Source organism: Mesorhizobium sp. RSR380A (assembly GCF_054719385.1).
The window spans coordinates 2,014,823-2,029,867 of the sequence record NZ_JBTTIB010000001.1 but is presented as its reverse complement, the minus strand read 5'-3'; the positions used below and the strand labels follow the sequence as shown (position 1 = coordinate 2,029,867).

General features: G+C 63.0%; 12 protein-coding genes. 4 read left to right on the top strand and 8 right to left on the bottom strand.

Annotated features, from left to right (window positions below):
• Both ACYG9Z_RS09785 and ACYG9Z_RS09780 read right to left on the bottom strand, forming a co-directional pair.
• A complete protein-coding gene (locus tag ACYG9Z_RS09785) occupies nucleotides 1-1,170 on the bottom strand; it encodes a mandelate racemase/muconate lactonizing enzyme family protein (protein ID WP_023686624.1) in 1,170 nt (389 codons plus the stop codon).
• A 9-nt stretch (nucleotides 1,171-1,179) separates the two neighbouring features.
• Complete coding sequence (locus ACYG9Z_RS09780) at nucleotides 1,180-2,067, bottom strand: sugar phosphate isomerase/epimerase family protein (RefSeq protein ID WP_023753222.1); 888 nt, start codon at nucleotides 2,065-2,067, stop codon at nucleotides 1,180-1,182.
• Nucleotides 2,068-2,466: 399 nt separating this feature from the next.
• On the opposite strand from ACYG9Z_RS09780, the gene ACYG9Z_RS09775 reads away from it, so the two are divergent.
• The 4 genes from ACYG9Z_RS09775 to ACYG9Z_RS09760 all read left to right on the top strand — a co-directional run bounded on the left by ACYG9Z_RS09775 (nucleotide 2,467) and on the right by ACYG9Z_RS09760 (nucleotide 7,253).
• Nucleotides 2,467-3,522 (top strand): sugar phosphate isomerase/epimerase family protein, encoded by a 1,056-nt coding sequence (locus tag ACYG9Z_RS09775; protein ID WP_031244304.1) that lies wholly within the window; start codon nucleotides 2,467-2,469, stop codon nucleotides 3,520-3,522.
• A gap of 18 nt (nucleotides 3,523-3,540) precedes the next feature.
• Nucleotides 3,541-4,728 (top strand): Gfo/Idh/MocA family protein, encoded by a 1,188-nt coding sequence (locus ACYG9Z_RS09770; protein ID WP_023683012.1) that lies wholly within the window; start codon nucleotides 3,541-3,543, stop codon nucleotides 4,726-4,728.
• A 123-nt stretch (nucleotides 4,729-4,851) separates the two neighbouring features.
• The gene (locus ACYG9Z_RS09765; protein WP_023753220.1) at nucleotides 4,852-5,703 is read left to right on the top strand and encodes a sugar phosphate isomerase/epimerase family protein; all 852 of its coding nucleotides are present in this window, start codon (nucleotides 4,852-4,854) and stop codon (nucleotides 5,701-5,703) included.
• 353 nt (nucleotides 5,704-6,056) lie between these two features.
• On the top strand, nucleotides 6,057-7,253 hold the full coding sequence (locus ACYG9Z_RS09760) for an IS256 family transposase (protein ID WP_460222894.1): 1,197 nt from the start codon (nucleotides 6,057-6,059) through the stop codon (nucleotides 7,251-7,253).
• Nucleotides 7,254-7,348: 95 nt separating this feature from the next.
• Here the strand turns inward: ACYG9Z_RS09760 and ACYG9Z_RS09755 are convergent, their stop codons facing one another.
• The 6 genes from ACYG9Z_RS09755 to ACYG9Z_RS09730 all read right to left on the bottom strand — a co-directional run bounded on the left by ACYG9Z_RS09755 (nucleotide 7,349) and on the right by ACYG9Z_RS09730 (nucleotide 14,951).
• Entirely contained in the window at nucleotides 7,349-8,365 is a 1,017-nt protein-coding gene (locus ACYG9Z_RS09755; RefSeq protein ID WP_023751428.1) for a zinc-binding alcohol dehydrogenase family protein, read from the bottom strand.
• A gap of 74 nt (nucleotides 8,366-8,439) precedes the next feature.
• Nucleotides 8,440-9,405 (bottom strand): ABC transporter permease, encoded by a 966-nt coding sequence (locus ACYG9Z_RS09750; RefSeq protein ID WP_023683015.1) that lies wholly within the window; start codon nucleotides 9,403-9,405, stop codon nucleotides 8,440-8,442.
• 23 nt (nucleotides 9,406-9,428) lie between these two features.
• Nucleotides 9,429-10,952, bottom strand: coding sequence for a sugar ABC transporter ATP-binding protein (locus tag ACYG9Z_RS09745; RefSeq protein ID WP_023751427.1), 1,524 nt, complete (start codon nucleotides 10,950-10,952; stop codon nucleotides 9,429-9,431).
• 147 nt (nucleotides 10,953-11,099) lie between these two features.
• Nucleotides 11,100-12,092 carry an ABC transporter substrate-binding protein gene (locus tag ACYG9Z_RS09740; protein WP_023669816.1) on the bottom strand — a complete coding sequence of 331 codons (993 nt, stop codon included), beginning with the start codon at nucleotides 12,090-12,092 and terminating at the stop codon, nucleotides 11,100-11,102.
• Between the two features lie 301 nt (nucleotides 12,093-12,393).
• Nucleotides 12,394-13,392 carry an aldo/keto reductase gene (locus ACYG9Z_RS09735; protein ID WP_023726438.1) on the bottom strand — a complete coding sequence of 333 codons (999 nt, stop codon included), beginning with the start codon at nucleotides 13,390-13,392 and terminating at the stop codon, nucleotides 12,394-12,396.
• A gap of 53 nt (nucleotides 13,393-13,445) precedes the next feature.
• Nucleotides 13,446-14,951 (bottom strand): UxaA family hydrolase, encoded by a 1,506-nt coding sequence (locus ACYG9Z_RS09730; protein WP_023712307.1) that lies wholly within the window; start codon nucleotides 14,949-14,951, stop codon nucleotides 13,446-13,448.
• Nucleotides 14,952-15,045 lie beyond the last annotated feature (94 nt).

Here is a 15,045-nt window from a genome sequence, read left to right as displayed (position 1 = left end):
TCAACCGCGTTGCGCGTGCGCCTCCAGGAACCGCTCCGAAATGGTGAATCCCAGACCCGGCTTTTCAGGGATCGCTATCATACCGTCCCTTGCTTCGACAGTCTCTTCGATAAGATCGTGGATCATCGGGTTGGCGCCGAGCGAATATTCGACGGTAAAACTGGCAGGCGAGGCCGCACAAACATGCAGGCCGGCGAAGAAGCATGGCGCGCCGGCCCACAGATGCGGGGCAAAGCGCAGATTGAAGGCACTGGCGATGGTGCCGATCTTCATCGCCTCGCTGATACCGCCGCAAAAGGCCGGATCCGGCTGGAAGATGTCGGCGGATTTCAGCACCGCGAGATCGCGGAAGGCGTAGCGCGTCGCTTCGCTTTCGCCGGTGGCGATCGGGATCGAGCCCGAGGCGCGCACCTCGGCCATACCAGCCTTGTCGTCGGCGATAACAGGCTCCTCGAACCAGGCGAGGTCGAGATCGCTGGCCAGGCTGATGAAGCGCTTGGCCTCGGCCACCGTATAGGTGCCATGCGCGTCGACCATCAACTCGACGTCAGGACCGAGCGCCTGCCGTGCGGCGCGGACGCGGGCGGCGGAAATGTGCGGGGCGCCGTCCATGGCGCCGACGCGCATCTTCAGCGCCTTGAAGCCGCCTTTGGCGATGTAGGATTTGAGCTGCTCGCCGATAGCCTCGGCGGCAGCCCAGCCGCCGGAGGCGTAGGCCGGCATGCGGTCGAGCTTGCGGCCGCCGATGAGCCGCCACACCGGCTGTCCCAACGACTTGCCCAGAATATCCCAGAGCGCGATATCGACGGCGCTGATTGCCGCAATGCTCATGCCGCGCCGCGCCAGCTGCGGCATGGCATGGCCGGCGCGCGCGGCACTGTCATGGCGCACGCCGTTGTAGAGCATCTCCCAGATCATGCCGATGTCGGCGGGGTCGCGGCCGATCAGCTGCGGCCCGACCTCGTGATTCAGCATGTAGACCAGCGCACCATAGCTGCCGGCGCTGCCGGCGGCGTTCTTGCCCTCGCCCCAGCCGATCAGCCCGTCGTCAGTCTCAATGCGCAGGATGGCGGCGTCGAACGTCGTCACCTGGCCAAAGTCGCTGCGATGCTGCTTCGCGGCCTCAATCGGCACGCGGACCCACCACGCCTGGACCGTTTTGATGCGCATCCCGATCGGCTACTTGATCAGCGGCAGCAGCGTTTCGGCCGTGATGCGCATCTGGTCGGTATAGAATTTCTCCGTCAGCACGCTGGAGCCGTGATCCTGGATGAACTTCAGCTGTTCGGGAGAAATGTCGACCGGATTCCGGTCGACCATGTCGGGATAGGGCGCGGCGGGTGTGCGGTCGACGGGCGCGACGAATTCGTTGGTCAGCGCGCCGTCATAGCCGACTTCCTTCAGCGTCTGCACGATCCGTGGCCAATCGATCTGGCCAAGGCCGGCGGCAAAGCGGTTGTTGTCGGCGACGTGGAAGTCGAACAGCCGTTTGCCGACCTGACGGATCGCGTCATGGACGTTAAATTCTTCCATATGGATGTGATAGGCGTCGAGGCAGACGCCGCATTCGGGGCTCACCGCATCGGCCAGGGCCAACGCCTGCGCGCCGCGGTTGAACAAATAGGTCTCGAAGCGGTTGAGCGGCTCGACCGCGATCTTGACGCCGACCTTCCTGGCATGGGTGAAGCATTCGCGGGTGGCGTCGACCACCCACTTCCATTCCTCTTCCTCGGTGCCGTCCGGCACCACTTTGCCGACGGTCGCGGGCACCAGCGTTATGATCTCGCCATCAAGTTCGCTGACCATGGTCAGCACGTCCTTGACGTACTGCACCGAGCGTTCGCGCTGGCCCTGGTCCCTGGCGGCAAGGTTGCGTTCGCCCAGCATCAGCGTCACCGACCCCCAGCAGCGGATGCCGTATTCTTTCAGCAGCGCGCGGGTCTCCTTGGTCTTGTATTGCTCGGGCTCGCCGGAAATCTCGATCGACTCGTAGCCGAATTTCTTGATGCGCTTCAGCGTCACCTCCAACGGTTCCGCGCGCATCCAGTTGTGCGTCGAAAGATGCATGGTCTATCCTTCCCAGAATTCGTCTGTGCCAGTTCGCCTGCGATGCGCCCCACAAGGCGCGTCGCGTGTTTCCTCCCCAAGGCGCTCCAGCGTTTTTGCGCAACTGGTTCGACCAATTGGGCCCTAATGGAGGTCTACAGCAATTTTTGTCGCGCGGCAAGAACCGCCGCGATGCGATATCGGCATCTGTGTACCGTATTGATTATGCTGGTATATATCGCCAAAAATGGAATGCCCCGGCAGCTTTGCGCGTGAGTCAAATGGCTTGACCCATTTCCGGTATTTGGTAATACCAGAACGCCGATACGAGAATGCACATCACGAGAGACCAAAGAGGCTGGCCCTGCTTTCATCAGACGCTATGCTTGGTCCTTGGAAAAATGAATTGGGAGGATGCCGATGCCGTCGACAATGAAGGGTCCGGGGCTGTTTCTGGCGCAGTTCGCGGGGGATACCGCGCCGTTCAATTCGCTGGCCTCGATCACCAAATGGGCGGCCGGTCTCGGTTACAAGGGCGTGCAGATCCCGACCTGGGATGCACGCCTGTTCGACCTCAAGAAGGCGGCGTCTTCCAAGACCTATTGCGACGAGGTGAAAGGCATCTGCGCGGATGCCGGCGTCGAGATCACCGAACTGTCGACGCATCTTCAAGGGCAGCTGGTGGCGGTGCACCCGGCCTATGATGCCCAGTTCGACGGCTTTGCACCGCCTGCGGTGCACAACAACCCCAAGGCCAGGCAGAAATGGGCGGTCGAACAGATGGAGTTCGGCGCCAAGGCCTCGAAGGATCTTGGCCTGAAAACCTCGGTGACGTTTTCCGGCGCTCTGGCCTTCCCGTATCTCTATCCCTGGCCACAGCGGCCGGCCGGGCTGATCGAGGAGGCCTTTGCCGAACTCGGCAAGCGCTGGAAGCCGATCCTCGACGTCTATGACGAGAACGGCGTCGACGTCGGCTATGAGATCCATCCCGGCGAGGACATCTTCGACGGCGCCACGTTCGAAATGTTCCTCGATGCGGTTGGCGGCCACAAGCGCTGCAACATCAACTACGACCCATCGCATTTCCTTTTGCAGCAGCTCGACTATCTCGAATTCATCGACATCTATCACGAGCGGATCAAGGCCTTCCATGCCAAGGATGCCGAGTTCAATCCGACGGGGCGGCAAGGCGTCTATTCCGGCTATCAGAGCTGGACCAATCGCGCGGGGCGATTCCGCTCGCTTGGCGACGGGCAGGTCGATTTCGGCGGCATCTTCTCCAAGCTTACCCAGTATGGCTACGATTCCTGGGCGGTGCTGGAGTGGGAGTGTTGCCTCAAGCATCCGGAGGACGGCGCGGCCGAAGGCGCGCCCTTCATCCAGCACCACATTATCCGGGTGACGGAAAAGGCCTTTGATGATTTCGCCGGCGGCACCACCGACAAGAAGATGCTGCGCGCCATGATGGGTATTTGAGACAAGCAGGAGAAAGACATGGTCGGCGCATCGAAGTCGGAAGCGGGGGGCGGCCCGATCCGCTATGGTATGGTCGGCGGCGGCCAAGGCGCCTTCATCGGCGCGGTGCATCGGATCGCGGCGCGCATGGACAATGACTTCGTGCTGGTGGCCGGCGCCCTGTCGGCCAATCCCGAGCGCGCCAAGGCTTCCGCCGCCGAACTCGGTCTCGACCCGGCGCGCAGCTACGCCTCCTATGCCGAGATGGCCAAGGCCGAGGCCAAGCGCCCGGACGGCATCGAGGCGGTGGCGATCGTCACCCCCAACAATGTGCACGTGCCGGCGGCCAAGGTCTTCCTCGAGGCGGGCATCCACGTCATCTGCGACAAGCCGCTGGCGACGACTTTGGCCGAGGCCAAGAAGCTCGCGGCCGTGGTTGAAAAGACCGGCAAGGTGTTCGTGCTGACGCACAATTACACTGCCTATCCGATGATCCGGCAGGCGCGCGAGATGGTGGCCAAGGGGCAGCTTGGCGACATCCGCATCGTTCAGTCCGAGTACCCGCAGGACTGGCTGACCGAGGATCTTGCCGCCACCGGCCAGAAGCAGGCGGCGTGGCGCTCCGACCCCAAGCAGGCGGGCGCGGGCGGCGCGCTCGGCGACATCGGCACGCATGCCTACAATCTGGCGCGCTTCGTCTCGGGTCTGGAGCTCGATTCCCTGTCGGCCGATCTCGACGCTTTCGTGCCGGGGCGACTGCTCGACGACAATGTCAATGTCATGCTGCGCTTCAAGCCGGTCGGCAAGGTGCATCCGGCCAAGGGCATGATCTGGGCAAGCCAGGTGGCGCCCGGCCACGAGAACGGGCTGAAGCTGCGCATCTATGGCTCGAAAGGCGGGCTGGAATGGGTGCAGGCCGATCCGAACTATCTCTGGTACACGCCGTTCGGCCAGCCCAAGCAGCTGCTCACCCGCAACGGCGCCGGCGCGCTGCCGGTTGCGGGACGCGTCAGCCGCGTTCCGTCTGGCCATCCGGAAGGCTATCTCGAAGGCTTCGCCAACATCTACCAGGAGGCGGCGCGCGCGATCCGCGCGGCACGCAAGAAGGGCGGCAAGCCGGGCAAGGACGTGGTGTTCCCGACCATCCAGGACGGCGTCGAAGGTATGGCGTTCATCGAGGCCTGCGTGAAGTCGTCGAAGAAGAACGGGGCGTGGACGAAACTTTAGGTAGCGCCGGCGCCAAGTCTCTTCTCCCTTCGGGGAGAAGGTGGCCGCTAAGCGGCCGAATGAGGGCGCATGGTGCGAGGTGCGAAAGAAACCAGCGCGCCGTCAAATGGGGAGGGGCTGTCGATGAAAATCGGCATGTGCATGTTTTTGTGGACGACTTCCGTGTCTAAGAAACACGAGCCGTTGCTGCGCGACATCAAGGCGACCGGCTTCGACGGCGTCGAGATACCGATCTTCTCAGGCACGCCAGAGGACTACAAGAAGCTTGGCGATTTGCTCGACCGCATTGGGTTGGAGCGCACGGCTGTTACGGCGATGGGCGACCCGGCGATGAATCTGATTTCGCCGGATGCCGCGACCCGCGAGGCCGGCATCGGCTACATGAAATGGGCGATCGATTGCGCCCAGGCGCTCGGCGCGAGTACGCTGAGCGGGCCGCTGCATTCGACGCTCGGCGCCTTCTCCGGCAGCGGGCCGACCGCTGCCGAGAAGAAGCGCTCGATCGCCTCGCAGCGCGCCATTGGCGATCATGCCGGCAAGCGGAACGTTACCATCGGGTTGGAGGCGCTCAACCGTTTCGAGTGCTATCTGCTGAACACGATGGCCGATCTGTCCGAGCACGTCGATGCCATCGACCGGCCGCACATCAAGGCGATGTACGACACCTTCCACGCCAATATCGAGGAAGCCGACCCGATCGGCGCCTATACGAAGCACCGCAGGAATGTCGTGCACATCCACATTTCGGAGAACGATCGCGGCGTGCCGGGACGCGGGAACATTCCGTGGAAAGAGACTTTCGCGGCCATCCGCAAGAGCGGCTATGACGACTGGCTGACGATCGAGGCGTTTGGCAGGTCGCTGAAGGATCTGGCGGCGGCGACCAAGGTGTGGCGGGATTTTTCCGAGACGCCGGAGGCAGTTTATCGCGAGGGATACAGGCATATCAGGGATGGGTGGAAGCGGGCGGCTTAGCCGCTCACTTCCTCATCCACGGGCGGAGCGGGAGCGCAGCGGACGCGGAGACCCGAGGACCCATGCCGCGACTGTCGCGCGCCGCAGCGGTGCAGGTAGGAGATGCGAATGGACGCCTCTTTTTGCACCGCTGGATTCTAGCGCAGACGTCACCGAATGAAACCTCGGGTCTGCGCCGCGTCGCTTCGCTCCTTGCTCCGCCCGTGGATGAGGAAGCGACGGGCCTTTTCGCAAATCGCCGAGGTATGCGATCTGCGGTAGTGTGCTGAGAGTTCTGCAAATTCGCTGAGAGAGGGCGGTCATGGCAGGCTGGTGATGTTCAACGTCACCGATTCCCTGGAAGGAACGCCACCATGACCAAGACAGAAGGTAAATCGACCAGCGCTGCCGTCAAAGACATTCTGCTTTCGAACCCGGAGGGGCTGCACGAAGTGATCCGTGCGGTAATGCAGGAGGTTCTCGAGGCCGAGATGGAGGAGGCGCTGGGTGCTTCGAAGGGCGAACGCACGCCTGAGCGCCTTGGGTATCGCTCGGGTTACTACGGCCGCACCCTGGTCACCCGGGTGGGCAAGCTTGAGCTGCGGGTTCCACAGGACCGGGCGGGTCACTTCTCCACCGAGCTGTTCGAGCGCTACCAGCGTTCGGAGCGGGCCTTGGTTGCGACGCTTGCGGAGATGTATGTGCAGGGCGTGTCGACCCGCAAGGTCAAGGCGATCACGGAAGAGCTGTGCGGTCATGCGTTCTCGGCTTCGTCGATCTCGGCCATCAACAAGCGCTTGGACGAGAGCCTGAAGGCGTTTGCCGAACGACCGCTTCAGGAGCCATTCCCCTACCTCATTCTCGATGCCCGCTACGAGAAAGTGCGTGAAGCCGGCATCGTGATGAGCCAGGCGGTGCTGATCGCGGTCGGTATCGACTGGGACGGAAGGCGCCAGATCCTGGCCGTGGAGATGGCCAATCGCGAGAGCCGCTCGGCCTGGAGGGACTTCCTCGTCGGCCTCAAGGCGCGCGGCCTCAAGGGCGTCGAGTTGGTCGTGTCCGACGATCACGCCGGCCTGGTGGCAGCGATCGGCGAGGTGATCCCCGAAGCCGCCTGGCAACGCTGCTACGTCCACTTCCTCAGGAACGCGCTCGATCATCTGCCCAGGAAGCACGGCGACGACTGCCTGCAGGAATTGCGCTGGCTCTACGACCGGCGCGATCTCGCCGAGGCCAAGGCCGATCTCGCCGCGTGGCTGTCCAAATGGTCCGCCCGCTACCCGCGGCTGACCACCTGGGCGGAAGAAGCCATAGAACAGACGCTGACTTTCTTCCGGCTGCCGCGTCAGCATCACAAGCACCTCAAGTCCACCAACATGCTTGAACGGCTCAACGAGGAAATCCGCCGGCGCACCTATGTCGTGCGCATCTTCCCGAACGCCGAAAGCTGCCTGCGCCTGGTCAGGGCGCTGGCCGTCGAAACCAACGAAAACTGGATGGAGGCCAACCGCTATATCAACATGGATGATCTGCGCGAGCACAAGAAGCTCGCTCTACGCCAAGCCGCATGACCAGTCTCATGATCGCCCATTTTGCAGAACTTGACGCACACAACCCGATCTGCCTTAACTCGGCACTTATCGCTCCACCAAATTTTTCGGATGTCTTACCCCACCTCGATCACAGCCTTGATCAACCCCGATTTCTCATGCGCCCAGCGGGCGAGATCATCCGGCGTGCCGGCCAGCGTGGTGCGGTGGGTGACGAGTTTTGCCAGAGGCACGGCGCCGTTGCGTATCGAGGCGGCGACGTGGTCGAAATCGACTTTCAGCGCGTTGCGGCTGCCGATCAATGTCATTTCGCGCTTGTGGAATTCCGGATCGGAAAAGACGATGTCGTCCTTGACGACGCTGACCAGCACGAGCGTGCCACCATGCGCGACATGGGCGAAGGCCGACTGCACCGAGGCGGTGTTGCCGGTGGCGTCGAAGACGACGTCGAACCCTTCGCCGCCGGTTGCGTCGCGCACCAGTTCGGCTGCCGCTTTTTGTGAACCGTCGAGCGTGGCGAAGCCGAGTTCGCCTTTTGCAAAATCCAGCCGCTCCGTGCTCATGTCGAGCAGGCTGACATCGAGCCCGGCGATGCGCGCAAACAGCGCTGCGCCAAGGCCGATCGGCCCGGCGCCGATGACCAACGTGCGGGCGCCTGGTTCGGCGCGGGCACGCCGCACGGCATGCGCGCCGATGGCGAGGAATTCCACCGCCGCCGCGTCGGCCAGCGACAAGCCGTTTGCTGGATAAAGATTCCGTGCCGGCACCAGGATCTGCTCGGCCATGGCGCCGTCGCGATGGACGCCAAGCACTTCGATCCTGACGCAGCAATTCGGCTTGCCGTGCCGGCAGGCGATGCATTTTCCGCAAGCGAGATAGGGATTGATGATGACGGGCTCGCCCACGGCAAGGTCGACATCTTCGCCGGTCTCGACGACGGCGCCCGACACTTCGTGGCCCATGATGCGGGGATAGGCGAGGAACGGGTGCTTGCCTTCGAAGATGTGGTAGTCGGTGCCGCAGATGCCGACATGGCTGACGGCGACCAGCGCCCAGCCGGGAGGCGGCGCTCCTGGCGCCGGCCGGTCTTCCAGGACAAGCTCGCCGGGCGAGCGGCAGACAACAGCTTTCATTCGGCAATTCCAGTGTTTCTCAAAAAAGGCGCCGGTCCGTTGTTAAGCAGGCCGGCGCAGAAGGTCAGGGAGGATTACTTGCCGCGACGGCGCAGCCCGTCGAAATAGACGATGATTATGATCAGCGCGCCGGTGATGATGCGCTGCCAGAACGAGTTGACGTTGAGCAGATTGGCGCCGTTGTTGATGGTGGCCAGGATGAAGGCGCCGAGCAGCGGGCCATGCACCGAGCCGACGGCGCCGAACAGCGAAGTGCCGCCGATCACCGATGAGGCGATCGCCTGCAACTCCCAACCTTCGGCCTGGGTCGGGTTGCCGATGCCGATGCGCGCCGCCAGCAGCACGCCGACGAAGGCCGCGCATAGGCCCGACAGCGTGTAGGCCATGTAGATGGTGCGCTGGACATTGACGCCCGAGAGGCGCGAGGCCTCGGCATTGGATCCCACGGAGAAGAGATAGCGGCCCCAGCGGCTGTGGTGCAGGAAGATATAGGCCGGGATACCGACCAGGATCACCATCCAGAACAGATTGGGGATGCCGACAAAGGAACTGCGCGAGAACGCGGTGAAGCTGTCGCTGTTGATGTTGATCGAATTGCCGTTGGTCATCAACAGGCCGATGCCGCGCAACGAGGTCAGCGTCGCCAGCGTGATGATGAAGGGCGGCAGGCCCATCTTGACGATGCCGAAGCCATGGAACAGGCCGATGGCAACGCCGACCAGCAGCGTCACCAGAATGGCGACCCAGATCGGGAAGCCGGCATTGATCATCATGGCGACAATGACGGTGGCGAAGCCGACCACGGCGCCGACCGAGAGGTCGATGCCGCCGGTGATGATGACGAAGGTCTGGCCGACCGCCATGATGGCGATCATCGAGCCCTGCCGCAAAAGATTGGCGATGTTGTTGGAGGAGGCGAAGCTCGGCGTCGCCACCGACAGCACGATCCAGAGCAGAACCAGCAACGCCAGAAGCGTCAGCCCGAACAGGACGTTGTAGTTCCGTTTCGGTTTTTCGATCGCGACGGTTTCGATGCTCATGGTTCCTCCCGTTTCTTGTTTTGTCAGCCGATCGCCTGCGTCAGCACGTCTTCGTGGCTGGCGGCGCGAAAGCCATGGCTGGCGACCAGTTTGCCGCGCCGGAACACGTGCAGCGTATCGGCGAGCTCATAAACCTCGGGCAGATAGGACGAGATCAGGATGATGCCGGCGCCCTTGGACAACAGTTCCCCGAACAGGCGGTAAATCTCGGCCTTGGTGCCGACATCGACGCCGACGGTCGGCTCGTCGAAGATGAACAGCTTGGCGCCGTGCGCCAGCCATTTGCCGATGACGATCTTCTGCTGGTTGCCGCCGGACAGGCTGGAGGCCAGCGCGCCGCGTGTCGGCGTCTTGATGCGGAGGCCGGCGATCTGGCGATCGGCTTCAGCCTTTTCCTTCGTGTTCGAAATCAGCAGGTTGTTGGAGATGCGCTTGTAGATCGGCAAGTTGAGGTTGAGGCCGACCGGCAGGTTCAGGCACAGGCCCTGGTCGCGGCGGCTTTCCGGCGCCAGCGCCATGCCGAGCTTAATCGCGTCGTGCTCGGAATTGATCAGCACCGGTTTGCCTTGCCAGCGGATCTGGCCGGCCGACTTCTTGTGGCGGCCATAAAGCGTGGTGACAAACTCGCTGCGGCCGGCGCCGATCAGGCCATAGAGCCCGACGATCTCGCCGGCGCGCACTGTCATCGAGACGTCTTCGAAGCCCTTGCCCGACAGGTTTTTCGCTTCAACGATCACGGCACCGGGGGTGAAATGCTCCTTGTGGTAGACTTGCTCGATCGAGCGGTTGATCATCATCTTGACCAACTCGGCGTCATTGGTCTCGGCAATGTTACGAGTGCCGACCAGCGTGCCGTCGCGCAGCACCGAGACGCGATCGGCGAGTTCGAACACCTCTTCCATGCGATGGCTGATGTAGATGATGGTGACGCCTTCGCCCTTGAGCCTGCGGATCAGCGTGAACAGCTGGTCGGCTTCCTTGCGGGTGAGATAGGCGGTCGGCTCGTCGAAGATGAGGAATTTGGTGCCGCGCACGGTGGCGCGGGCGGCGGCGATCAGCTGCTGCTGGCCGATGGTGAGGTCACCCAGCATGACATGCGCCGGCAGGTCGAAGCCGAGACCGTCGATGATCTTCTGCGCTTCCTTGACCATGGCGCGCTGCTGCAGGATGCCGAAGCGCGAATTCTCCTCGCCGAGGAACATGTTGGCGGCGACGGTGAGGTGGCGACAGAGCACGACCTCCTGATGCACGGCGTTGATGCCCAGCGCCATTGCCTCGTGCGGGGTTGCCAGCGCTGCCGGCTTGCCCTCCCAGATGACATCGCCGGAGGTGCGCGGCATGACGCCGGTCAGAAGCTTGATCAGGGTGGATTTGCCGGCGCCGTTCTCGCCGACGATGGCGTGGATCTCACCTGCCTTGAAGGCAAGGTGAACGGGCTTCAGCGCATGCGTGCCGGGATAGCGCTTTTCCAGCCCGTGCAGTTCGAGGATCGTCCTGCCGGGCGCTAGCGTTGGGGCCGGGTGCAGTTCCTGCGCCATGGGCGTCATGACAATCCTCCCAGATTGGCCTTACGATTGGCACGTCGCGATGCAGTCAAGCCGCATCGTCGAGGTGATTCAAGCCGGTGGATATTCAAGCTTGTATCCGGTGTTTCCGGGGCGCGAGGCCCCGGAAAGGATTTTTGGTCGACGGGCTCAGAGCTTCGGGTTGAGCAGGGCGTCGATCTTGGGGTCTTTCATGTTTGCCTTGGTCACCAGGTTGGCGCCTGTGTCGACATTGGCCTCGACCTTCTCGCCCTTCGAGGCGGCGAGCGCGGTCTTGATGCCGTCATAGCCCATCCGGTACGGATCCTGGACGACGAGCGCGGAAATGACGCCGTCATTGAGGAACTTGATCAGCTTCTCGTCGCTGTCGAAGCCGACCAGCGCCAGCTTGCCGCCAAGGTTGTTCTCGGCGACTGCCTGACCGACGCCCTGCGCCATGATCAGGTTGGACGCGAAGATGCCCTTGAGGTTCGGGTTGGCGGTGATCAGGTCGGTGGCGATGTTGAGACCGGTCGTTGCCTGGCCGTCGGCATATTTGTCGGCGACGAGCTTCAGCCCCGGATATTTCGCGGCCAGCTGCTCGGTGAAGCCCTGCTTGCGCTGCTCCAGCGAACCGGCGCCCGGCGCGTTGGTGATCAGGGCGACGTCGCCCTCGATCTTGCCGCCATTGGCTTCGCCGATGGCTGCTGCAAGACCGTCAGCGGCTACGCGTCCGCCCTGCACATTGTCGGTGGTCAGGAACGAGGTGAACGCCTTGGAGTCGGCGCCGGAGTCGATGCCGATGACCTTGACCTTGCTGGCCGCTTCATCGATCGGCTTGCCGAGCGCCTTGAATTCGGTCGGCGCGATGACGATCGCGGCCGGGTTGCCGGCGACGGCATTCTCGAGGATCGAGACCTGGCCGTTGACGTCGGTTTCAGCCTGGGCGCCGAGTTCGGGTACGTTGACGCCGAGATCCTTGCCGGCCTTGCGGGCGCCGGCCAGGACGATCTGCCAGTAGAAGGACGTGGTGTCCTTGACGATGATCGGAATGGTCACGTCCGCCGCCGAAGCCGGCGCCGTATGCAGCGTGCCGGCAAGCATCGAGGCGGCAGCTAGTGCCATCAGTGAGCGGCGGTTGAGAATGCTGGTCACGAATTTCATTAGGAATCCTCCCTAGATCGCCCGGTGAAGGTTACGGAAGCTCCATTTGGATAGGCGCGGCCCAAACAGAACTTTATCAATAAAAAACAGTTGCCGCTTTTTGATAGTGCATCGGTCCGGCCGACGCAAGCGGTGTTTCATATCGGCCTGCGCATGGCTTGGCGGGGAAACCTCCCTGCCGATCCTCAGTGCCACGTCCAGACGCTCCCGATCCTCCTTGATCATCATGGAATATTAATTCCACCGTCGAGTCAATATGGAATATTCATTCCTTCTTGAGAACCGTGATTGTGGCGTTTCGTCACCCGAGCTCCTGCACGATGGTGTAGGGAGCGTAGCGGGCGAATTCCGCTTGCGGCACCTGGACGTCGAACAGGTCGAGGTTGCGCGTCAGGTTGGCAGGCTTGGCCGTTCCGGTCAGCACGCTGGCCACGACAGGCTCCTGCAGCGGAAACTGCAATGCAGCCGCCGCCAGCGGATATCCGCCCTCATCAGCGATTTTCTCCATCGCGCCGACACGCTCGAGTATGTCCTGCGTCGCCGGCAGATAGTCGAAATGCGCGCCGTGCACCGGTCCGGTTGCCAGGATGCCGGAGTTGAAGACGCCGCCGATGATCAGCGAAGTCTGTCGCTCACGACACAGCGGCAGCAACTCGGCTTCAGCCGAGCGGTCGAGCAGCGAATAGCGGCTGGCCAGCAGGATGCAGTCGAGCGGTGCTTCGCGCAGCACGTCGAGGCAGATCTGCACCTCGTTGACGCCGAGCCCATAGGCGGAAATTACACCCGACGTTTTAAGCTCGTCCAGCGCCTTCAAGCCGCCGTCCATCAGCTGGCGAAAGTGCAGCTTCGTCTTCTCGACGCCATGTGTGTAGGTGCCGATGTCGTGCACAAACAGGATGTCTATCCGGTTCAGCCCGAGCCGGGCATAGGAGAACTCGACCGAGCGCATGATGCCGTTATACGAGTAGTCGTAGTCGAGCGCGAAAGGCAGCGGGTCGACATAGGAATGATCGGGAACCTGGTCTTCCGGCACCGGGCGGAACAGGCGGCCGACCTTGGTCGACAGCACATAGGAATCCCTCGGCTTGTAGCGCAGGAAATCGCCGGTCCGCCGCTCCGACAGGCCGAAGCCATAGAAGGGCGCGGTGTCGAAATAGCGCAGGCCGGCATCCCAGGCTGTCTGCAGCGTCTCCATCGCCGCTTCGCGCGGACAGGCCCGGTAGAGCCCGCCGATCGCCGCCCCGCCGAAGCTTATCTCGGTTACCTCGAGCGCAGTCGTGCCGATGCGGCGTTTGTCCATCCAAAGCCTCCCCTTGTGAGCCGTCGTTGCAGCCCGTTTTTTTTCGTCGGTGGTTAGAGCGTCGCGCCGAGGTGCCACGGCACGAACTCGTTGTCGCCGTAGCCGAACGCCTCGCTCTTGGTCTTGCGGCCCGATGCCGTCTCGACGATGAGTTCGAAGAGTTCCCGGCCCATGCCGGCGATGGTCTTCTCACCCGAAGCGATGACGCCGCAATTGACGTCCATGTCCTCTTCCATCTGGTGGTACATGGTCGAGTTGGTGGCGACCTTGATCGACGGCGTGGGCCGGCAGCCGAAGCAGGAGCCGCGGCCGGTGGTGAAGACGATGATGTTGGCGCCGCCCGCCACCTGACCGGTCGCCGAGACCGGGTCGTAACCGGGCGTGTCCATGAACACCAGGCCACTGCCGGTGACCTTTTCGGCATAACCGAAGACGCCGTTGAGCGGAGTCTGGCCGCCTTTGGCCACGGCGCCCAGCGACTTTTCCAGGATGGTGGTCAGGCCACCGCGCTTGTTGCCGGGCGAGGGGTTGTTGTCGATCGAGGCGCCGTGCTTGGCGACATGGTCCTCCCACCATTTGACGAAACCGTCGAGCTTCTTGGCGATCTCCGGCGTTGCCGCGCGATAGGCGAGCAGATGTTCGGCGCCATAGATCTCCGTCGTCTCCGACAGGATGCCGATGCCGCCGACGCCGGCCAGGATGTCGACCGCCGCTCCCAGCGCGGGATTGGCGGTGATGCCCGACATGCCGTCGGAACCGCCGCATTGCAGGCCGACGACGATCTCCGAGACCGGGATCGGCTCGCGCTGATACTGGCCGACTTCCTCGGCGATTTCGGCGAGCACGCCCATCGCCTTTGCGACCGATTTGCGCGAACCGCCGGCGTCCTGGATGTTGAAATGGCGTTTTCCCGCCGCCGCACCCTTCTGGCCGTAAAGGGTGAGCTGGTTGACCTCGCAGCCGAGGCCGACCATCAACGCGCCGCCGAAATTCGGATGGCGGGTGTAACCGGCGAGCGTGCGGTGTAGCACCATCATGCCGTCGCCGGTGCCGCTCATGCCGCAGCCCTGGCCATGGACGATCGGGACGAAGCCGTCGATCCCCGGATATTTCGGCAACAGCACGCGGTTGGCCTCGTCGGCAATGGCGTGGCAGACGGTGGCCGAGCAATTGACGCTGGCGATGATGCCGATGAAGTTGCGCGTGCCGGCACGGCCATCGGCGCGACGATAGCCCATGAATGTCCGGGCGCGGTCGGCTTCGGTGGCATGCTCCGCTTCGCTCGGCGGCACGACCGGCAGACGGCCGGACTCGAAGACCAGATTGTGCGAATGGACGTGGTCGCCGGGCGCGATGTCCTGGGTGGCGCGGCCGATGGCCTGGGCATACTTGACCACCGCCTCGCCGACGGCGATAGGCTTGATCGCCACCTTGTGGCCGGGCTCGATCAAGGCCGTGGCGACGGCGCCGCCGGGCAGAGGGGTGCCGATCTCGATGCGGCCATTGGCGACCGCGACATTGTCGGCGGGGGACAGAAGAATGCTGTTCGAGGCGTTCACGGGCAGTTTCCTGGGTCTGTTCCTGGGGATGCGCGGATTGACACGCGTCTGTTTACATATAATGTCTTTTATCGTGAAAAAACATTTGTGCGTC